The 19,668-nt window shown below is 35.3% G+C and carries 22 protein-coding genes; 19 read left to right on the top strand and 3 right to left on the bottom strand.

What is annotated here, in order from left to right; all coding sequences use genetic code 11:
• Window positions 1–96 precede the first annotated feature (96 nt).
• From AC3A54_RS21675 to AC3A54_RS21645, 7 genes are all read left to right on the top strand, one after another.
• Entirely contained in the window at window positions 97–225 is a 129-nt protein-coding gene (locus AC3A54_RS21675) for a hypothetical protein (protein WP_487656180.1), read from the top strand.
• A 346-nt stretch (window positions 226–571) separates the two neighbouring features.
• The gene (locus tag AC3A54_RS21670; RefSeq protein ID WP_487656179.1) at window positions 572–1,162 is read left to right on the top strand and encodes a GntR family transcriptional regulator; all 591 of its coding nucleotides are present in this window, start codon (window positions 572–574) and stop codon (window positions 1,160–1,162) included.
• Window positions 1,163–1,188: 26 nt separating this feature from the next.
• Complete coding sequence (locus AC3A54_RS21665; protein WP_487656178.1) at window positions 1,189–1,932, top strand: creatininase family protein; 744 nt, start codon at window positions 1,189–1,191, stop codon at window positions 1,930–1,932.
• Window positions 1,919–2,374, top strand: coding sequence for a TRAP transporter small permease (locus tag AC3A54_RS21660; protein ID WP_487656177.1), 456 nt, complete (start codon window positions 1,919–1,921; stop codon window positions 2,372–2,374). Before AC3A54_RS21665 ends, AC3A54_RS21660 begins: the two co-directional genes overlap by 14 nt.
• A 14-nt stretch (window positions 2,375–2,388) precedes the next feature.
• The gene (locus AC3A54_RS21655) at window positions 2,389–3,675 is read left to right on the top strand and encodes a TRAP transporter large permease (RefSeq protein ID WP_487656176.1); all 1,287 of its coding nucleotides are present in this window, start codon (window positions 2,389–2,391) and stop codon (window positions 3,673–3,675) included.
• A gap of 24 nt (window positions 3,676–3,699) precedes the next feature.
• Complete coding sequence (locus AC3A54_RS21650; RefSeq protein ID WP_487656175.1) at window positions 3,700–4,710, top strand: TRAP transporter substrate-binding protein; 1,011 nt, start codon at window positions 3,700–3,702, stop codon at window positions 4,708–4,710.
• A 25-nt stretch (window positions 4,711–4,735) separates the two neighbouring features.
• Window positions 4,736–5,539: a carbon-nitrogen hydrolase family protein gene (locus tag AC3A54_RS21645; RefSeq protein WP_487656174.1), complete on the top strand. Its 804-nt coding sequence runs from the start codon at window positions 4,736–4,738 to the stop codon at window positions 5,537–5,539.
• Between the two features lie 89 nt (window positions 5,540–5,628).
• Here AC3A54_RS21645 and AC3A54_RS21640 read toward each other — a convergent pair whose 3' ends face one another.
• Complete coding sequence (locus tag AC3A54_RS21640; RefSeq protein WP_487656173.1) at window positions 5,629–5,775, bottom strand: hypothetical protein; 147 nt, start codon at window positions 5,773–5,775, stop codon at window positions 5,629–5,631.
• Window positions 5,776–5,979: 204 nt separating this feature from the next.
• On the opposite strand from AC3A54_RS21640, the gene AC3A54_RS21635 reads away from it, so the two are divergent.
• Entirely contained in the window at window positions 5,980–6,138 is a 159-nt protein-coding gene (locus AC3A54_RS21635; RefSeq protein ID WP_487656172.1) for a hypothetical protein, read from the top strand.
• Window positions 6,139–6,226: 88 nt separating this feature from the next.
• Here the strand turns inward: AC3A54_RS21635 and AC3A54_RS21630 are convergent, their stop codons facing one another.
• The gene (locus tag AC3A54_RS21630; protein WP_487656171.1) at window positions 6,227–6,901 is read right to left on the bottom strand and encodes a Dph6-related ATP pyrophosphatase; all 675 of its coding nucleotides are present in this window, start codon (window positions 6,899–6,901) and stop codon (window positions 6,227–6,229) included.
• Window positions 6,902–7,208: 307 nt separating this feature from the next.
• Here AC3A54_RS21630 and glnA point away from each other — a divergent pair, with 307 nt between their 5' ends.
• The 6 genes from glnA (at window position 7,209) to AC3A54_RS21600 (ending at window position 13,822) form a co-directional block, all read left to right on the top strand.
• Window positions 7,209–8,573 (top strand): type I glutamate--ammonia ligase, encoded by a 1,365-nt coding sequence (gene glnA / locus AC3A54_RS21625; protein ID WP_487656170.1) that lies wholly within the window; start codon window positions 7,209–7,211, stop codon window positions 8,571–8,573.
• A gap of 288 nt (window positions 8,574–8,861) precedes the next feature.
• On the top strand, window positions 8,862–9,821 hold the full coding sequence (locus AC3A54_RS21620; RefSeq protein WP_487656169.1) for an aldolase catalytic domain-containing protein: 960 nt from the start codon (window positions 8,862–8,864) through the stop codon (window positions 9,819–9,821).
• A 195-nt stretch (window positions 9,822–10,016) separates the two neighbouring features.
• Window positions 10,017–11,012: a hypothetical protein gene (locus AC3A54_RS21615; RefSeq protein ID WP_487656168.1), complete on the top strand. Its 996-nt coding sequence runs from the start codon at window positions 10,017–10,019 to the stop codon at window positions 11,010–11,012.
• 92 nt (window positions 11,013–11,104) lie between these two features.
• The gene (gene purU / locus AC3A54_RS21610) at window positions 11,105–12,004 is read left to right on the top strand and encodes a formyltetrahydrofolate deformylase (protein ID WP_487656167.1); all 900 of its coding nucleotides are present in this window, start codon (window positions 11,105–11,107) and stop codon (window positions 12,002–12,004) included.
• Window positions 12,005–12,181: 177 nt separating this feature from the next.
• Window positions 12,182–13,111 (top strand): phosphate ABC transporter substrate-binding protein, encoded by a 930-nt coding sequence (locus AC3A54_RS21605; RefSeq protein ID WP_487656166.1) that lies wholly within the window; start codon window positions 12,182–12,184, stop codon window positions 13,109–13,111.
• Between the two features lie 129 nt (window positions 13,112–13,240).
• Window positions 13,241–13,822 carry a cysteine hydrolase family protein gene (locus AC3A54_RS21600; protein ID WP_487656165.1) on the top strand — a complete coding sequence of 194 codons (582 nt, stop codon included), beginning with the start codon at window positions 13,241–13,243 and terminating at the stop codon, window positions 13,820–13,822.
• Between the two features lie 26 nt (window positions 13,823–13,848).
• Here the strand turns inward: AC3A54_RS21600 and AC3A54_RS21595 are convergent, their stop codons facing one another.
• A complete protein-coding gene (locus tag AC3A54_RS21595) occupies window positions 13,849–14,502 on the bottom strand; it encodes a YqcI/YcgG family protein (RefSeq protein WP_487656164.1) in 654 nt (217 codons plus the stop codon).
• Between the two features lie 269 nt (window positions 14,503–14,771).
• Here AC3A54_RS21595 and AC3A54_RS21590 point away from each other — a divergent pair, with 269 nt between their 5' ends.
• The 5 genes from AC3A54_RS21590 to AC3A54_RS21570 all read left to right on the top strand — a co-directional run bounded on the left by AC3A54_RS21590 (window position 14,772) and on the right by AC3A54_RS21570 (window position 19,653).
• A complete protein-coding gene (locus AC3A54_RS21590) occupies window positions 14,772–15,281 on the top strand; it encodes a hypothetical protein (RefSeq protein ID WP_487656163.1) in 510 nt (169 codons plus the stop codon).
• Window positions 15,282–15,283: 2 nt separating this feature from the next.
• Window positions 15,284–15,844, top strand: a complete 561-nt coding sequence (locus AC3A54_RS21585) for a class I SAM-dependent methyltransferase (protein WP_487656162.1) — start codon at window positions 15,284–15,286, stop codon at window positions 15,842–15,844.
• A gap of 232 nt (window positions 15,845–16,076) precedes the next feature.
• Window positions 16,077–17,231, top strand: coding sequence for an ROK family transcriptional regulator (locus AC3A54_RS21580; protein WP_487656161.1), 1,155 nt, complete (start codon window positions 16,077–16,079; stop codon window positions 17,229–17,231).
• 24 nt (window positions 17,232–17,255) lie between these two features.
• A complete protein-coding gene (locus AC3A54_RS21575) occupies window positions 17,256–18,263 on the top strand; it encodes an asparaginase (protein WP_487656160.1) in 1,008 nt (335 codons plus the stop codon).
• 70 nt (window positions 18,264–18,333) lie between these two features.
• Complete coding sequence (locus AC3A54_RS21570; RefSeq protein ID WP_487656159.1) at window positions 18,334–19,653, top strand: ABC transporter substrate-binding protein; 1,320 nt, start codon at window positions 18,334–18,336, stop codon at window positions 19,651–19,653.
• Window positions 19,654–19,668: the final 15 nt, after the last annotated feature.

The raw sequence follows: 19,668 nt of genomic DNA, 5'->3' as shown, positions 1-19,668 counted from the left end.
TCTTTTCGAATGTAAATTTGGTCATAAAAACACCCCGTAAATGTTAGTTTGGTGTCTAACATTTACGGGGCAGATCAGTTTAGGGGGCTTTTTATTATGGATAAGGACTTCTATTGGGAAATTTTTCTTGTTCGAGAGAATTCAGATGTGAAAAAGGGAAAATTGCATTATCCAGCCCTATTATTTAGTCTAGTTTTATTATTTCTGTTAAATGAACCAATTTAATATTACGTATGATTCCGACTTCCTTAATCCCGAAATGGAAATAAAGGTTATAACATTCATTAAATGACAATATTCCCAATTATAATTAAAGCGGTTCAATCCATTAGAAAAAGATTGAACCGTTTATTTTTATGCTTGGAATTCTATTAATAAGCTTAAAAACTAAAAAATTAAATAAATAAAATTATTTTTAAAATCCAATCATTATTTTTAAAATTCGGGATATTAATTAGTATACCAGTTGTATTCAAGTGGAATTCAACCTGTATATAAGCAGCATTATTGTTTTTGGAGGTGGAGAATTATTAAAGTTTCTAATAAACCCCAGTTAAAAGATATAGCCTATATGAAAATCAAAGAAATTATTGTAAAAGGGGAGGAGGAATTTACATCTGAAAGCAGCTTAGTAAATTTATTAAGTATGAGTAGAACCCCAATAAGAGAAGCTTTACACCGTTTAGAGAATGAAGGATTCTTAAAGATTTTTTCTAATCAAGGTATATTTTTTACTATACCAACTGTGGAAGAACGAAATGAGTTATTTGATTTAAGGATTGCAATTGAGACTCATGCAATTAAACAAGTAAGAGTATTCACAAACGAGAATATATCTTACCTTAAAGAAAATATTAAAAATCAACATATTGCATTTGAAAATAAAGATTATCAGGAATTTAATGAATTAGATATGGATTTTCACCAGTATTTATTGGAGGTAAATGGGAACTCTCATTTTTTAAAAGTCTATAAAAATTGCAGGGAAAGACTAATGACAATACGAAGTGCAAAGTACTTATTAAGTTCACGTTCTGATGTCCTAAAGGAACTGATAGATGATCATAAAGATATCTTAGAAAATTTAAATAAAAGTTCAAACCATTTAAGTGCAAAAATTCTTGAAAAACATATAAACAAAGGGAAAACAAATTTTTCATAAATTCTACTATAAAGGAGACAAACAATATGACTTCAGTATTTTTAAAAAATATGAGCTGGAAAAATTTCTATACATTAAAAGAAAACACGAATTTGGTGATTATCCCAACAGGTGCCTTTGAGGTTTATGGTCAACATTTGCCACTTGGCTCAGATACGCTAGTTGCTGTTAAAATTTCTGAAATGATTGCTGAGAAAGTAGGGGGCATAGTAGGTCCAACAATGGAAGTGGGAGATTCATCAATGCTTGATGATTTTCCAGGAACGATAACTATTCGCCCAGAGAGCTTTAAAAATTATTTGTGGGATATTTTAGTTAGTTTGAAAAAATGGGGATTTAAAGATTTTTTATTTATTAATAACCACCTCGGAAATGTTCCTATTATTGATCAACTTTCTCGTGATTTACAAAGAGACGATCAAATGAGGTGTGCACAAATTGATTTTTGGAGATTTGTTCAATCAGTAGATGAAGGGATCGTTGAAACAAAAGTTCCTCATGGACACGCAAGTGAAGTAGGTACGTCTATATTACTATACTTATATCCAGATTACTGTGATATGAATTTGGTTGTTGATGAACATCCAACAACATCGAACGCTTTTCCAGATGTAATTCAATATATAAAATACGGTGACCTGAGTAAATCCGGTACGATCGGTGATGCGACTGCCGGAACACCAGAGAAAGGAAAAAAACTTGTTGATAGATCAGTAGATCGTATCGTTCAATTTTTAGAAGAAAGTTGGGGATATGGTGAAAAAAATTGAAAAAGTACTGGGAATCATTTCAGCAATTTTGCTAGTAATTTTAGCCCTGATAGTTACCCTTCAAATATTCGCAAGAGTATTGACGATATCTGTTCCATGGTCAGAAGAACTAGCAAGGCAAGCATTGATTTGCCTTACATTCTTAGGGGGAGCACTTGCCTACTATCGAGGAGGGGAGCTTAAGATTACGTTATTAATAGACATATTTCCACCAGCCTTGCGTAAATGGAATGATTTAATCATATCCATCCTTTCAATAGCTATTACAATAGTTGTAGTCTTCAGTGGTATAAAATTTTTAGGGGACATCTGGGGTTCTCCTACAGTAGCGTTACAGTTAAACAAGGGGATTTTTTTCATTACAATTCCAACTAGTTTTTTACTAATACTTATCAAGTTATATAAAAATTTAATAGGAGTTGTTAAACCTAAAGAGCTGTAGGAAGGAGGGATGGAATGTTAGTCATTCTTTTTATATCACTTTTTGTATTATTGCTTTTGGGAATGGATATTTCTCTTGTCATGTTAAGTAGTGCAGCGATCGTTGTATTCTTTAGTCAATACAGTGATTTTCCTTTATTAATTGAAACTGTTTCCCAGCATCTTTTTAGTGGAGTAGATAACTTTAGCTTTACAGCCATTCCATTATTCATTCTTGCTGGAGAAATTATGAATAGAGGATTGATTACTGACAAACTAGTGAAATTCTCTCAAACTTTCTTGGGGCATATTCCAGGTGGTGTAGCACAGACGGGTGTAGGACTAAATGTAGTCATGGCCGGTATGTCAGGTTCTGCGGTTGCGGACTGTGCTTCAACTGGAAGCATATTAATCCCTGCTATGGAAAAGGATGGATATAAACCTGAACGTGCAGCGGCTATTATCGCAAGTGCATCGACTATTGCACCCGTTTTTCCACCAAGTATACCGATGATTATTATAGGATCGATTGCAGGCATATCGGTGGGTAAACTTTTCTTGGCGGGGATCGTGCCAGGCTTATTAATGGGAATAACCATCATGGTCTATATCTATTTTCACGCCAAAAAGACAAAAATGGAGTTGAAACTAAAATCCACATTTAAAGAAAAGGTTTCAGCTACAAAAAGTGCGTTTCTAGCATTATTGCTTCCAATAATAATCATCGGAAGTATTTTAACTGGGATCGCAAGTCCTACTGAATCAGCAGTTCTTGGAGTTCTTTATGCACTCTTTGTAACAGTCTTTGTATACCGCTCGCTGACTCTTAAAGGTTTATACCAAACGTTAATCGAAGCTTCCGTATCCTCTGGAACGATTTTGATTGTCTCAGCAAGTGGTGTTCTTTTTGGTTGGCTGGCAACCTATTACAATTTAGGTAATCTTGTAAAGAGCATCCTATTTTCAATCAGTGATAACGTTTTTGTTATTTTGATTGTTGTAAACATAATGCTACTCCTATTAGGAATGGTATTAGAAGCAATCCCAATTATTCTATTATCTGTACCAGTTTTGCTTCCAATATTAGGGGACTTAGGAATAGATCCTGTGCAAGCCTCTATTATCATGGTTGTGAATTTAATGATCGGACTCATTACACCGCCTGTTGGCTTACATCTATTTATTACTTCCTCGATTGCAAAAGTACCAATAACAGCAGTAATTAAAGAATCAATTCCATTTGTTTTCGTACTAATGATTGTATTAATTCTTGTTACCTTTGTCCCGAGTATTTCACTATTTGTACCAAGTTTATTTAATTAACTGAAAGTAAGGGAGCTGAGAGTAATGAAGATCATTCGAAATGTAATTGTATTGTTCATGCTTCTTGGATTAATTGCTGGCTGTGGTAATAAAGCAAATACTAGTTCTGAAACAAATTCAGAAAAAAATAAATCTATTAAATTTAGGTCTGCAGATGTGGTTGATATAAATAGCCCTTATACAAAAGGAATGCAAAAATACGCAGATGAACTTAAAACTGCAACCGATGGGAAATTTTCACTTGAACACTTCCCTGCTGGGCAATTAGGTTCAGATGCAGAAATTTTTGAATCTGTAAAACAAGGAAGTATTGATTTCGCCCTCCAAGGTGCGATTCCAGGTAGTAAAGTCGCAGGTGCATTTTATATTCCCTACTTATTTGAAGATGCGGATCATTTAAAGAAAGTTATTTTTGGTAGTACGGGGGAGAAGATTAAAAAGTTAATTGAAAAAGAAACAGGCGTAAAAGTAATCGGGTTTGTTCCTTTTGCAGCTAGGATGTTGACTACCAAAGGTGTAGAAGTAAAAACACCAGATGATTTGAAAGGGTTAAAAATCCGTGTTCCTGAGACACCAGCAGTAGTAGAAGGATGGAAACAATTAGGTGCAAGCCCAACTCCAATTTCATTTACTGAATTATTTACCTCACTACAAACTGGTGTGGTTGATGGTCAAGAGAACCCGTATGAAATTATTTTAAATAATAGTTTTTATGAAGTTCAAGATACATTAAATGAAACATATCATAACTTCCCTGTCCGTACACTCATTATGAATAAGAAAAAATATGATTCATTATCTCAAGATGAGAAAAAGATTCTAGAAGAAAAATGGATTGAAATAGCGAAATATATTGATCATTTATATTCCGAAAAGGAATCGGATTATAAGCAACAATTGAAAGAAAAGGGGATGAAATTCGTAAAGACAGATATTAGTAGCTTTAAAGATAAATCACGTGAAACAACGAAAAAGTTGGCAACTGAGATTTTTGGTGAAGAAATTTATAAGGAAATCGAATCGCTAGGTAAATAAATTTATATCCAGGTGGTGTTTTAATATGTTAGTATCGGCTGTTCAATTAAATTCCAAACAAAATAAGGAAGAGAATATAGCAAAGGCAATTTATTTTATTGAAAAAGCTGCTGCTGCAGGTGCAAAGCTAATTGTACTACCTGAATACATGAATTACATTAGCAGTAAAAGCGAAGCCCTAGAATATGCAGAAACAATTCCTGGGCCAACTACTGATCGATTAATGAAAATAGCAAAGGAACTGAATGTATTTATTCATTGTGGTAGTATGTTAGAACGCTACAATAATGAGCAAGCCTTTAACACAAGTGTTTTAATTAATGATCAAGGAGAAATGGAAGCAAAATATCGAAAAATACATTTGTTTGATATCAATGTTGAAGGGGTAGCTTCATATAGAGAGTCCAATTTGATTAAAGCTGGGGAAGAGATAGTCACTGCAGATACTACTGTTGGCAAAATTGGATTTAGTATTTGTTATGATCTTAGATTTCCTGAATTGTACCGAAAATTAATGCTCCAAGGCTCTGAAATCATTGTTGTTCCAGCAGCATTTAATCAAAGAACTGGTATTCATCACTGGGAAACACTTCTAAAAGCTAGAGCAATAGAAAATCAATGTTATATTATAGCTGCAGGACAAATAGGCTCATTTGAAGAAGGTCAAACTACCTTTGGAAGTTCAATGATTATTGATCCTTGGGGAATCGTTATAGCTAGAGCATCTGATGATGAGGGTTTTATTGTTGCTGAGGTAAATAAGGAATATATTAATAAATTAAGACAGCAGCTTCCATGTCTAAATAACCGTAAACCGGAAATTTATTAATACCCCAATTCCGTTTTTACATTCGAAAAGCGGTTCATTCTATTAAACTAGAATGAACTGCTTTTTTAGTTTATTTCCAGCCGTATTATCTATGGAATATCCATTAATTCTGTTATATGTACCAATTCAATTGTATATAAGCTTCCGACTTCCTTAATCTCGCAATAACCTGAAGTATACTTATAAAGAATTACATATCTCTTGCCATTGTAAAAAACATGCGAATTGTTCTCCATTATTAGTCTCCACCCTTCAACTTTTTCTGTTTCAATATATTAGAAGGATATGAAAAGTATGTTACTTTTTTAGAGAAACGATCGAAAAAAGAAAGAAATTGACGTAACGGATTTAATATAGGATTAAAGAAATATTTAATAAACATAGTGTTTTCCTAAAATGTAAACGCATACATTTATTAATAAGCACTGGAGGTGATGTAATTGATCTATCCTTATGGTAAAGATTATATCCAATACTTGAATGATGAAGGATATTCTAGAATCACCTATGAACAATGGAAAAATAAAATTAGTAAGCAAGAATTAGGTAAAGGGAAAAATGGTAAAGACCAGATTCACTCTGGTCCGAAGAACAAGTAGGAAGCGCCAATAGGCGTTTTTTTTATTTTTTCGGAATTGACAATTCCTACAAGAAATAAAGTTAGTAGTTTAATAATTAAAGCTAATTTCAATCATTTAGATAATATCCTATAAATTCTAATTTCTTAGTTGTTTCAAGTTGGATGACTTCTCCATTCTCCAATTGGACCTTTTTCGAAAATAGGGGACCATCATATACGAATGTATGGTATTCACCTGACTCTCCCATTGGGCAAATAGTAGTCCTTTGTACGTCTTGGAGGAAGGATTCATCAATGCTTCTGCCAAGCCATGTCTCATCTAGTACATCCTCTCTTACACGAACAATAATTGCTTTATAACCAGATTGGACAAAATTTCTCAGGAGTTTCAGTGCATCTTCTTTTTGCGACCAAAGGGGATACAATGACTCCACACTTGCAGCGTCAGCTACTTTTTCGCCCCAAGCACGGTGTTCATCTAAATATAAATCTCCATAAGCAATACCTGTAATCTTATTTAGTTTCTTTAAGGTTTGAAGAGCCGTAACAAATTGATCTGTATAAGTGTCATAGGAGCATTCGATAAAGTGAACAGGTATACCAAGAGCTTCTCCTTGTAATCTAATCATTTCTGTTCGCTCACCATGGCCAAATGTGCGAGCAAGTTCTTTGGGAACAGTTGTAACTAGGCAAGCAACCTCATATCCTTTCTGAAAAAGAGTATCCAAAACCATACAACAATCTTTCCCACCACTCCAAGATAATGCAATTCGTTTCTTCATGATAGATCACCCTAACTTGCTATTTTGTAGTTTGTAATATTGATAGTTTAGCATAAAAAGTCCTCCTTACTTTTTTGAGGACAAACAGCAATGATTATTAATGTATATTTATGAATATAAATTGGACTTATTATTAAAAATAACCTTCGTATTATAGGTTCGGATTGAAAACGCTTACTTAAAAAATGGTATAAATATTCAAAAAATATACTTAAAAAAGATTGTCAAACTATCTTTTTTTAACTATAATCATAGTATTAATTAATGATGTCATAAAATCTAACATGAAAATGAGAGGTAATGTAACGTGGCTAAAACACTTATTTCAGAAACACCTGTAGGTGTAACAACTTTAGAACAAATTAAAGAAACGATCAAAGAAAAAAGCGTTGAACTATTACATTTGCAATTCGTTGATATTGAAGGGATTCTAAAGCATATCACTGTTACAAGTGAGCAATTAGAAGATGTAGTAAAAGGTAAAATGATGTTTGATGGCTCCTCAATTAAAGGTTTTTCACCTATAAATAAATCAGACCTTTACCTTCAACCAGATCTAGCCACGTTTGCTGTTCTACCTTGGACAGTTGAATCGGGTTATGCGGAAGGTCGATTCTTATGCTCTATTAACAATCCAGACGGAACACCTTTTGATGGAGATACAAGAAATGTTCTAAAGAAAACGGTAGATCGAGCGGCTGATCATGGTTATACCATTTCAGTTGGCCCTGAATTAGAGTTTTTTCTTTTTAAAACGGATGAAGATGGGTATGCAACGCAAGAAATCAGTGATAAGGCAGGCTATTTCGAACCTTCACCACATGATTTGGGCGAACGCGTTCGTTTAGAAATTTACCGTGCGTTAAAAGCAATGGGCTTTACCATTGAGGCATCTCACCACGAAGTAGCGGAAGGGCAGCATGAAATTAACTTTAAATATGCAGATGTTCTTACGGCAGCAGACCTTGCAACTACATATAAATGGGTCGTAAAGACCGTTGCGAAGAAATTCGGATTACATGCTACATTTATGCCGAAACCAGTTTTTGGAATTAATGGCTCTGGTATGCATGTTAATATGTCTTTCTTTGAAGAAAGCGAAAATGCATTCTATGATCCTTCAGATGAGTTACAATTATCGGAAAAAGCATATCAGTTTATTGCAGGTGTACTAGAAAGTGTAAAGAGCTTTACAGCAGTAACAAATCCGCTAGTAAACTCTTATAAGCGTTTAGTACCTGGTTATGAAGCTCCTTGTTATATCGCATGGTCTGCTTCAAACCGCTCAGCGCTTATTCGTATTCCAGCAAAGAAAGGTCTAGCTACACGTGTTGAATTACGCTGTCCAGATCCTTCATCAAACCCTTACTTAACATTTGCAGTCATTGCTTCTGCAGGGTTGGATGGAATTGAAAAAGGATTACAAGCACCAGCTCCAATTAATGAAGATATCTTCCACATGACAGAGGAAGAAAGAGCATTCCTAGGCATTGATAACCTGCCAGGAAGTTTAGCTGATGCATTAAAAGCATTAGAATCAGGAGAGATCGCTTCAAAAACATTAGGTCAGCACGTCTATAGTGAGTATGTTTCTATGAAGAAAGCGGAATGGGATAGTTACCGTACAGCAGTTCATGCGTGGGAAATTGATAACTATCATACTAAATTCTAAATAAAAAAGCAGGGCAGTTCAGGCTGAACGATAGACTTTTTGTCAACAGCCTCAGTGTCCCTGCTTTTTTTAATTGACTATGCTAAAGGTCGATGTTGATTTTATAACTTGTTGATTATATTGAAAATCGACATCCTAGTTAAAAATGATTACTTTTAATAAGTCGAATTTTCGGAAAAAGATTGACTCCGTACAACAACCGTGATATAAACACAATAAGATATTTTAGTACGTAAAAGCGTAAAAGGTAAATTGATAAAAATGGGACAAACAGGGGGATTAATTATCATGGAACAACATACCAAAATTTTAGACTGTACTATTCGTGACGGAGGCTTAGTTAACAATTGGGATTTCAGCGTTGAATTTGTTCAAGACTTGTATAATGGTTTAAGTGAAGCGGGAGTGGAATACATGGAGATTGGCTACAAGAATTCTCCTAAGCTTCTTAAAGCAACTGAACCCAATCCATGGAGATTTCTTGATGATAACTTTCTCAAAGAAATTATTCCTGTGAAAAAGTTCACGAAGCTATCAGCTCTTGTCGATATTGGACGGGTTGATCCCAATGACATACTACCCCGTGAGCATAGTGTTTTAGACATGATTCGAGTTGCTTGCTATATTCGAGAAGTAGATAAGGGCTTAGAGCTTGTACAAATGTTTCATGATTTGGGATATGAAACTTCACTAAACATTATGGCTTTATCAAGTGTCCCTGAGCAACAGCTTATTAAAGCGTTTGAATTGGTGAAGGAAAGTCCTGTTGATGTAGTATATATCGTTGATTCTTTTGGAAGCTTGGACCCTATTGATATTGAGCACCAAGTAAAAAAGTTCAAAGCGATGGTACCTAACAAACAGCTTGGAATTCATACACATAACAACATGCAGTTAGCGTTCGCTAATACATTAACTGCAATCCGAAATGGGGTTACCTTTCTTGATTCTTCTGTTTATGGCATGGGGCGTGCGGCTGGTAACTGTAACACTGAGCTGCTCGTTAGCTACATCCAGAAATCAAGCTATGAGATTAAACCAGTTCTTGGCGTAATTGAAAAGCACATGCTTGAAATGCGTCAAAAGTGGGAATGGGGCTATATCATTCCTTATATGATTTCTGGTGTACTTAATGAACATCCACGTGTCGCCATGGCTTATCGTGATAGTACCGATCGTGATAAGTTTGTAGATTTTTATGACAAAGTGACATCGCCTGAAGTATCTGTGGCAACAGCTACGAAATAGGTCAGCCTGTAAAGAACTCTTTTCAATGTGGGTAAAGCACAAAGATATACTATCAAAAACGTCCTTTGGGGCGTTTTTTAAATCACCCATGTGAACAATTTCACAAAATGTTCAATAATAGGTTGGATATGAATTTGATTTATCCTGTATATTAACACTATAGTCACATTGTTTATATAACTAGGGGGATTACTGATGAAAAAGATATTTCAGATACTATTAATAGTAGGACTTATAATGACACCTTTTTTTGCACAAGCTCATGTGAAGTGGTTCACAAATGTTGCTCCACATAAAGAGTCTATTGAACATATACTTTCTCCGATGTTTTTATTTTTTACATTACTGGCAGCTGTTGTTTTAGCCACATTAACATTGATTATTCCAAAAATGGCTGAATGGGGCCCAGTGAAAAAAATGGAGGATCGTCTTTCTAGTTTAAGAAAGTATTCTCGATATTTATTGAAATACGGAACAGCCATTGCGCTAATGTTTCAAATGATAAATGGAACACTATTTGCTCCTGAGTTCCATGTCACTAATACATTCATTACCGTTTTAACGTGGGTTACCATTGGATTTTTATTGATTCCGCATCATATCTCAACTAAAATCGGAGCTTCTATTCTCTTAGGTTTATTTATTTATGTAACCATCCATCATGGATTTTTCTATATGCTAGACTACGGATTTTATGTAGCAATCATTGGTGTTCTATTAGTGGGAAGTACTAAGCTTGAGAAGGCGGGGTTCCCATTTCTCTATCTTGGTACAGGATTATCGCTTAGCTGGGTTGCCGTTGAAAAATGGGTGTATCCAGGTATGGCATTAGATATTGTCGCTAACCATCATGTGCCTACATTTGGCTTTGAACCAGGGTTATTTGTTGTTATGGCAGCTTTTATCGAATTTGTGGTAGGTTATTTATTAGTTGTCGGTATTTTAAATCGTGTGCTAGGTTTTGTGGTAACTGGGATATTTATCTCAACAACGATGCTCTTTGGAATGACAGAAGTGATCGGCCATTTTATGATTCACATTGTTTTAGTCATCTTCATTATTGAGGGTGTTTCATTCTATAACCCACCAATTAAAATGCATAAAACAAAAACAGATCAATTTATCTTTGTATTCTTAAACTTCATTTTTGTTCTAGCGACCTTTTTATTGATTTACTACCGCTTTGCATAAGAATCTTTAGTTAAGAATTTTCAAATAATTATTTAACAAATAAGGGCAACTCATGTATAATATTTTAAACAATGATAGCGAGGTCCTTGCCCATGAACGCATATATTAAAAATCAAATCGAATTATTTCAACAAAAGAATAAGAATCGTGGATGTCTATTAGTTAGTTGCCCCGATCAACCAGGTATTGTTTCAGCCATATCAAAATTCTTGTTTTCATATAATGCAAATATTATTGAATCAAGTCAATATTCAACCAATCCTGAGGGAGGAACATTTTTCATTCGTATTGAATTTGAATGCCCGGGTCTAAAGGATAAAGCTAAAGAAATGGAAAAACAATTTGCTGAAATTGTTGATATGTTTTCAATGGAATGGAAGTTTACTCATGTTTATCATGTGAAAAAAGCTGCAATCTTTGTATCAAAAGAACTGCACTGTTTACTTGAGCTTTTATGGGAATGGCAAAGTGGAGATTTGATGGTTGACATCGCACTTGTCATAAGCAATCATGAAAACGCAAGGGAGGTTGTCGAAGGCTTGAATATCCCATTTTATTATGTTCCAGCGAATAAAGAGATTCGTGGAGAAGCCGAAGAAAGACAACTTCAACTACTAAGAGAGTATGAAATTGATTTCGTTGTATTAGCACGTTATATGCAGATCTTATCACCGAAGTTTGTTGAGGGAAATCCAAATAAAATTATTAATATTCACCATTCATTTTTACCAGCCTTTGTTGGTGCTAGGCCCTATGAAAGAGCATTTAATCGCGGTGTAAAATTAATAGGAGCGACCTCTCATTATGTTACCAATGACCTTGATGAAGGACCGATTATTGAACAGGATATTAGTCGTGTCGATCACCATGATAATGTTGAAAGCCTTAAAAAAATTGGTAGGAAAATTGAAAGAAGCGTGTTGGCTAGAGCGGTAAAATGGCATATAGAAGACCGTATTATTGTTTATCAAAATAAAACAATCGTTTTCTAAGAATCCCTTTTATAGGGATTTTTTAATTTAGTATAATATTTGTGTCCTGGTAGTTAATAATCCCATAACAAATGTTTACAAAACCTTTACGCTCCGTTTAAACAGAGTTAATACTTTTGTCCTATAGTTATACCTGTAAGACAATTCAAAATTACTCTTTAGGGGGAAACAAGGTACATGAAAAGCTTGAAAAAACTAAGCCTTCTAACATTATTTGCAGCATTAATGGTATTCATGGCTGCATGTGGCGGCGGTACTTCGACAGATAAGACAGCAGGAAACACAGAAAAAGAAACACCTAAAACTGAAGAAAAGAAAGAACTTTCTGGATCACTAGTCATTTCTGGTTCTTCTGCGATGCAGCCATTAGTTGCGGCAGCAGCTGAAGAATTTATGGCAGAAAATCCGAAGGTAGATATTCAAGTAAATGCTGGTGGTTCAGGTACTGGTTTATCTCAAGTGACTGAAGGATCTGTTCAAATTGGGAACTCTGACGTTTTCGCTGAAGAAAAAGAAGGAATCCCAGCAGATCAGATTGTTGACCATAAAGTAGCCGTAGTTGGCATGACTGCTGCTGTTAACCCTAAAGTTGGAATCAAGGATATAAAAAAAGAAGATTTAATAAAAGTATTCACTGGAAAAATCACCAACTGGAAAGAACTTGGCGGAAAAGATCAAAAAATCGTTCTTGTTAACCGTCCAGACTCTTCTGGTACACGTGCAATATTCAATAAGTTCGCTCTTGATGGTGCAACACCTGCAGAAGGAATCACCGAAGATTCTTCTAACACAGTTAAGAAGATTATTAACGAAACTGATGGTGCCATTGGTTATCTAGCATTCTCATACTTTACTGATGATTCTGTCACACCTCTTGCCATTGATGGTGTAGAACCAACTGGAGAAAACGTGCAATCTGGTAAATTCCCAGTGTGGGCGTACCAACATTCTTATACAAAAGGTGAAGCTACCGATCTTGCAAAATCATTTCTGGACTACATGATGTCAGATGATATCCAAAACAATCTATTAAAAGATCAAGGATATTTACCTGTAACAAAAATGAAGGTAGAACGTGATGCAGAAGGTAAGCAAACAAATAAATAGATTGAAAGAAAAGGGTAAGTGCAATTCGCACTTACCCTTTTCTTTGCAGTACTTTTCTATGAATACAGAGGTTCCTTTTAACACAAATTAAATTTGATTAAAACTAGATTTAAGGTAAGGAGATACTTGATGCAAAACTTTTTAAAACCACCAGCACTATTAGTTCTGGATGTTCAAGTGGGTTTTGATGATCCATATTGGGGGAAACGCAATAATATGCAGGCTGAGGACAATATCCTAAGGTTGCTAACAGAATGGCGGAAGAAGAAATGGACGGTTATCTATTCACAACATTTATCCCTGTTGTCCTACTCACCACTTAACTATAAGAATAAGGATGGAACGGAGTTTAAAGCGAATATTCGACCAATAGCAGGTGAAATGGTTTTTCAAAAAAACGTTAATAGTGCATTTATCGGAACTCAACTAGAATTTTTTTTACATGAGCAACAAATAAAATCGGTTGTGATTACAGGTCTTTCTACACAACATTGTGTTTCAACTACTACTCGAATGAGTGCGAACTTAGGATTCGATACTTACTTGATTGAAGACGCCATTGCTGCATTTGAAATTACAGATCACAAAGGGGTTAAGCATTCCGCTGATGAAATACACAAAATAGAATTAGCTACGCTAAATAAAGAGTTTGCTACTATATTAACTACAGATGAATATATTACACAGCTATTAAATAAAGCGCAAGATTGATGCTTGCGCTTTTCATATATAGAAGGCTATTCTTTTTCTATAAATTGATGAAAAGGACATTTTGATAAAGAGGAGTCATCATCGCGTAAAAAATATTGTCTCCACTCAAAATTGTCTTCCAGACCATAGCTATTTAAATCAGGATGAATATCGATAGAATCATAGGTTTCCAGTCTTTTTCGAACCTGTGATTTAATATTTTTTGCAAAAGCCACGTTCTTATTAAATTTCCTTAATACCCATCTAGGTGTGATGGCTAACATGAAAAAATCAAAATGTCTGCTTCTTCTATTCATATGGGAAGGTGTCGCGCAATACATAAAGTACTGTTCTCCGTTAAAACAGAACTCCCAAATAGGATTATGCGGGTCATACGGAATTTGATTAGGCCATTCCATATCATCTATGTCACTTAAGCTACTCAATTGTTCCCAAAATAATTGTTCAAACATTTCAACATTATATGTTTCCTTTAAATCGTTCGGAGTCTCATAAAAAATAATTAGAGATGTAAAATCACCAAACTCTTTAGATGACTTCGTGTAGTCGCTTAATAATAATGCAACCTCATCAGTCGTAGCTGAACGCCTTGGGTCACCGACAAACCCATATCGTAATTGGTTTGTTGAATAGCCAATGGTGGCAGGTATGCATGGAAATAGTCGTTCTTTATCTTTCATTTTCTCTTGGAATTTCTCTAATGCAGTTTTTTTCCATTGTTGGAGTTGGTTTCGTGATGCGGGGGCATCTTTGAATAGTTTGCTTATTATAATCACCTCCTAATGGCTTATACAGTATATTCATGTTGAGATTAGGGGGGTGAATGTCCTATATAATATGGGCTGTGGCAGAATTCTTTGAAAGGATATACAATGGATAGGTGTAATGAAAGAGTGTTTTTCAGGCATTTATGATTTATAGATGGAACAACTGTATGGGGGAACGGATTATGGTAGTTGTAAAATCAGTAAAAATTGATGGTGAGGGCATTCACGTATTTAAAAGTGCAATATATATTTTTGAAACAGGTTCGAACTTCACTTTAGAACTGAATCTAATTGTAAGTGAGATTGTTGTTAAAAAATATAAAAAGGAAGAGACACTCATTATCGAGGTAGAATTAGAAGATGGTAGAGTCATACATTCAATCATGCATGTTAAAATCCTCTCAGGTGGATTACCACAGCTTAATTTATTCTGCGAACTGGATGACTTTGAGGAGTATAAAGATTTTGAGCGGGTGAACGAAAATGATTCTTGGTTTCCTAATATAGAAGAAGGCATCACAATAGAGGATATTAGAAAAGTGGAAATGCCTGATGAAGAATTTAGTATAAAATTAAAGCTTCCCATTGACCAAGTTGAATGGCTAAAGAATCAGAAAAGGGCACGATTGAATGAACTTTTTAAAGAGGTCATTTATGATTTGTGGAAAAAAGGATATAGAGATGGAGTATGAAAATGAATTCAAGGATGAAATGGAACTCAAAACATAAAGAGCGCCTGGATCAACAGAGGTTACCTGAACCAAATCCTAGAATAAAGAATCTATCTGCCTATTTAACTGGTGGTAGGGCCCTAGATCTTGCTTGTGGTCTAGGGGGTAATAGTATTTTTCTTGCACAATTGAACTATGAGGTCGAAGCGATTGATATTTCGGATGTCGCTATCCATTATATTCAAGAACAGGTTTCAAGAGATAATCTCACAATCCACCCAAAAGTTTGTGACCTTACGGAATTAAACAATCAACATTGGCGTAACCAATCTTTTGATTTAGTAGTCATTACATATTTCCTTGATCGCTCGTTATTTCCCTTTGTTAAGAACCTCGTAAAAGAGGAAGGTTATTTTTTTATGGAAACCTTCTACCAGTCCCCGCAGAATGAGAATCAGGGAGTGTCGAATCAGTATAAGCTGCAGCCTAAAGAGTTGTTAACTGAATTTAGCGATTGGAAGGTTCACTTTTTTGAAGAAGTTGACAATGAGAGTAGACAGACGATATTTTGCAAGAAACAATAAGGGGCAGAATTCCTTTAGTAAAATAAGAAATTTTTTACTGGAATTATATATATTTACAAATTTTTAGGTAGAAAGCTCAAATGAGTTTTCTACCTTTTTTATTTATGTAAAACATTAATTACTCCAGTGGTGAAATAAATAAAAAAAATTGGTCTTTTCACCAATATGTCCCACTATATTTTAATTAAATATACATTCTTTATTAATTCCACTGGAAAAATGGGGACTGAAGATGAAACAAGATCAAGATACAATCAAACAGCATAACAAGAAAATGATCTTAGATATTATTAGGACGCAGAGGCCAATTTCAAGGTCAGATATTTCTCGAATTACCAAAATGAGTCCAACATCGATTAGTAGAATTGTAGGGGAACTGTGTGAAGACGGTTATATTCATGAAACCAACACATCTTCAAGTGGGGTAGGAAGGAAAGCAGTTATTCTAGATGTTAATCCTGTATCGGTGTATAGCATCGGAGTGGAGATTGATAAAAATTTTATTAAGATTGGCTTAATGGATTTTTGTTCGAATGTAGTAAAGAGTGAAAAGGTGGGATATTTCGAATCAGATTATGACCCCGTAGTAACGGCGAATATGGTTTGTAAATTGATTGAAAAGATTGTTGATGATATCAGAATTGATCGGGAGAAGATTATATCAATCGGTGTCTCTGTACCAGGGGTAATTGATTCAGAGAATGGAATCGTCGTATTTTCCTCACAGCTTGCTTGGAGAAATATTGAATTTGCATCAATGATTGAAAAAAAGGTTCTAATCCCAACTGTGGTAGAAAATGATTTAAAGGTGATGGCATTGGCTGAATATTTCTATGGTTCCGCTAAGGACTCTAAATGGACCGCAATGATTAATTTTGGTAGTGGAGTTGGTTCCGTTTTAGTGAAAAATGGGGAGATTTTTCAAGGAGGTAGCAACCGTGCAGGTGAAATTGGCCATACAACGATCGATCCTTTTGGGATTCTTTGTGAATGTGGAAGACGGGGATGCCTCCAAACATATACAGCTGATTGGGCTCTAATTCAAGAGGCACAAAAGGTAGCAAAAATTAATGGAATACAAGATATTTTGACAAGTTCAAAAAGGCAAGAATTATGGGCACAAAATATAATTCAACGGGCGACGATTTATATGGGGATTACGATTAGTAATATTTTATGTATGTATAATCCTGACACAGTCATCTTATGTGGAAGTTTATTCGATAATCATCCAGAGCTATTTCCTCTTGTAGAGGAACATTTAACAAAGATTATTTGGGAACCGTATGAGCATACATTTCGACTATGTTTATCTGAACTGAAAGGGGTTTCAAGGGTATTGGGATCAGCAATTATGGCATTAAACAAGAGTTTTCAAATCCAATAAATAAAGATAGCAGGGGGGAAAGACATGTCTGACATTCTAGTAAAAGAGTACCGCGGGGATGTATTAGAAAATATTCATAGAGGTTCGATTTGTATTGTAGATGATCAGGGCAGGGTTCGCTATAGTCACGGTAATCCAGATGCTATTACGTTTTATCGCTCAGCAGCCAAGCCAATTCAAGCAATCCCGGCTTTTCGTAGAGGAGTGGATGTTACTTTTCATTTAACGCCCATTGAAAGTACATTATTAGCTGCATCCCATCGTGGGGAACATTTCCACGTGGAAGCCCTTCAAACCTTAGCGGAAAAGATTGAATGTACTGAACAGAATTTGCTTTGTATGCCTACATACCCATTAAATCCTGATGCAAAAACGGAATTAATTTGGATGAATCAACCGGCTCGTCGATTGTACCACAATTGTTCTGGAAAACATTTTGGCATGATGGCTTTGGCCAAACTCTTAGGTGTTTCAACTGAAAATTATTGGGAAAGATCACATCCCGTCCAAAAAGAAATTCTTCAATACCTATCATTATTATCCGATTATCCAATGGACAAAATTAACTGTGGAGTGGACGGCTGTGGAGTGCCTGTTTATGCTTTACCACTCAAACATATGGCTATTTCTTATGTTCGCTTGGCCTGCCCTGACTTAATGGAAGATGCAGAACTAGAAGCTGCCATTCGAAAAGTTTGTCAGCTGATGAATGACCACCATCTTATGATTGGTGGAAGTAAGCAGATTTGCTCTACATTGCTTCAGGATCGAAACATTGTGGCAAAGGGTGGGGCGAAAGGAGTCTACTGCATCGGTCTCAAAGAAGAACGGTTGGGGATATCTCTTAAGATAGAAGATGGCTCAGAGGAAAGCTGGCCCTTAATTGTGGCTGGTATTTTGGAACAAATCCACTACGGAAATAAAGAAACTATTGAACGTATGTATGATTTAGCGACACGGTTTGTCGTTAATGATAATCAAAAAATTGTTGGAGAAAACAAATTGTCATTTACGCTTAAACAAGTTTTTTAGGGAGGTGACCAACTGGGGAATAATAATTTCTTCAACTTCAAAGCAAAGAAAATACGAGGAGGGAATAAGAGTGAAAAGGCTGAGTGGTTGGTTTTTTACGATATCTTTAATCCTTTGTTTGATGGTAACAGGTTGTTCGAAAGATTCGGGTAATGGTGGGAAGGGGACAAAAGATGATCCTGTGAAAATTACCTACTTGGACAATATCCCAAGCCCAGAGCGAACAGCTCTACTAAAGGAAATGATTGCTAAGTTCGAAGAAAAAAATCCAGGAATTAAAGTTGAATATAGTTCGGTTGGTTTTGAAGAATCATATAAGAAGTTAATGGCTATGGGGGCATCCGGTACACTTCCAGATGTTTTTAATGTGGATGAATCCATGTTTACCTCAATGGCTTCTGCAGGATATTTACAGGATTTACAATCAAACTACGATAAGTGGGATCAGAAGGATAAACTGATAAAAGCTGTTGAAAAATGGCCATCTAAATACAAAGGTCATTTCTATGCCATCCCAGATGCTTTTATGTTACAGGCATTGTTCATTCGATCTGACTGGTTCCAGGAGAAAGGTCTTACACCAAGGATTGACACTTGGGATCAATATTTTGAATATGGGAAAAAGCTAACCGATCCATCTAAAGGACAATATGGAATTTCCTTCCGTGGTGGACCAAATGGAGTTGTTCGGTTTATGGAGTATCTCGCATCGCTAACTGAAACACCAGGATGGTTTGATGAAAACGGAAAACCGATCACTAGTAAGCCAGAAGCACTTGAAGCATTTAAAAAGTTTTATGGAGTCTATAAAAATGGATATGCTCCAAAGGAATCTATTAACTGGGGTTATAAAGAAATGGTGCAGGGATTCCTAAATGGGCAAGCTGGTATTTTAAATCAAACTGCAGAAGTTATTATTCCAGTGGAAAAAGATATGAAAAAAGGAACCTATGAAATAATCCCTATTCCGAAATCACCAAGTGGAAAAAATTTCAATCACTTTGGTTCTACTGCTGCTTATGCTATTTCGTCAAAGTCCAAACAGAAAGAAGCCGCATGGAAGTTTATTGAATTTATGAGTTCACCTGAAATGAACCTTGAATATTCCAAACGAAATGGTATGCTGCCAATCTATACTGAATCTTATAAGGATCCTTTCTTTAGTGAAGGTGCAATAAAAGGATTTGCTGAGCAAATGGCAGACCCAGAGATTGTTTATGTGAATTGGGCTGATTACTTAAAGGAACAATCTCAATTTATAGGAACTTATGCTGTAGAACAGGTTCAAAATTACCTACTTAATAAGCAGTCCGCAGAAGAAACTTTGAAAAATTTAAATGACTTCTTGGAAAAAGCACAACAAAGATATGAAAAAGAAGAAGGGAAGTAACCAGTAGAACATGAG

The sequence above is a fragment of the Neobacillus sp. Soil_C_43 genome (genome assembly GCF_057656715.1).
The sequence above is the reverse complement of the archived record's forward strand: the minus strand, read 5'-3'. Positions and strand labels throughout refer to the sequence as shown.

Excerpts from the sequence above, each read along its gene's own strand:
- AC3A54_RS21600 (WP_487656165.1), top strand. The coding sequence starts at position 13,241 with ATGCAAAACTTTTTAAAACCACCAGCACTATTAGTTCTGGATGTTCAA.
- AC3A54_RS21640 (WP_487656173.1), bottom strand. The coding sequence starts at position 5,775 with ATGGAGAACAATTCGCATGTTTTTTACAATGGCAAGAGATATGTAATT.
- AC3A54_RS21630 (WP_487656171.1), bottom strand. The coding sequence starts at position 6,901 with ATGAAGAAACGAATTGCATTATCTTGGAGTGGTGGGAAAGATTGTTGT.
- AC3A54_RS21670 (WP_487656179.1), top strand. The coding sequence starts at position 572 with ATGAAAATCAAAGAAATTATTGTAAAAGGGGAGGAGGAATTTACATCT.
- AC3A54_RS21605 (WP_487656166.1), top strand. The coding sequence starts at position 12,182 with ATGAAAAGCTTGAAAAAACTAAGCCTTCTAACATTATTTGCAGCATTA.
- AC3A54_RS21595 (WP_487656164.1), bottom strand. The coding sequence starts at position 14,502 with ATGAAAGATAAAGAACGACTATTTCCATGCATACCTGCCACCATTGGC.
- AC3A54_RS21590 (WP_487656163.1), top strand. The coding sequence starts at position 14,772 with ATGGTAGTTGTAAAATCAGTAAAAATTGATGGTGAGGGCATTCACGTA.
- AC3A54_RS21585 (WP_487656162.1), top strand. The coding sequence starts at position 15,284 with ATGAATTCAAGGATGAAATGGAACTCAAAACATAAAGAGCGCCTGGAT.
- purU (WP_487656167.1), top strand. The coding sequence starts at position 11,105 with ATGAACGCATATATTAAAAATCAAATCGAATTATTTCAACAAAAGAAT.
- AC3A54_RS21620 (WP_487656169.1), top strand. The coding sequence starts at position 8,862 with ATGGAACAACATACCAAAATTTTAGACTGTACTATTCGTGACGGAGGC.
- AC3A54_RS21665 (WP_487656178.1), top strand. The coding sequence starts at position 1,189 with ATGACTTCAGTATTTTTAAAAAATATGAGCTGGAAAAATTTCTATACA.
- AC3A54_RS21580 (WP_487656161.1), top strand. The coding sequence starts at position 16,077 with ATGAAACAAGATCAAGATACAATCAAACAGCATAACAAGAAAATGATC.
- AC3A54_RS21575 (WP_487656160.1), top strand. The coding sequence starts at position 17,256 with ATGTCTGACATTCTAGTAAAAGAGTACCGCGGGGATGTATTAGAAAAT.
- AC3A54_RS21645 (WP_487656174.1), top strand. The coding sequence starts at position 4,736 with ATGTTAGTATCGGCTGTTCAATTAAATTCCAAACAAAATAAGGAAGAG.
- AC3A54_RS21650 (WP_487656175.1), top strand. The coding sequence starts at position 3,700 with ATGAAGATCATTCGAAATGTAATTGTATTGTTCATGCTTCTTGGATTA.
- AC3A54_RS21615 (WP_487656168.1), top strand. The coding sequence starts at position 10,017 with ATGAAAAAGATATTTCAGATACTATTAATAGTAGGACTTATAATGACA.
- AC3A54_RS21655 (WP_487656176.1), top strand. The coding sequence starts at position 2,389 with ATGTTAGTCATTCTTTTTATATCACTTTTTGTATTATTGCTTTTGGGA.
- AC3A54_RS21675 (WP_487656180.1), top strand. The coding sequence starts at position 97 with ATGGATAAGGACTTCTATTGGGAAATTTTTCTTGTTCGAGAGAATTCA.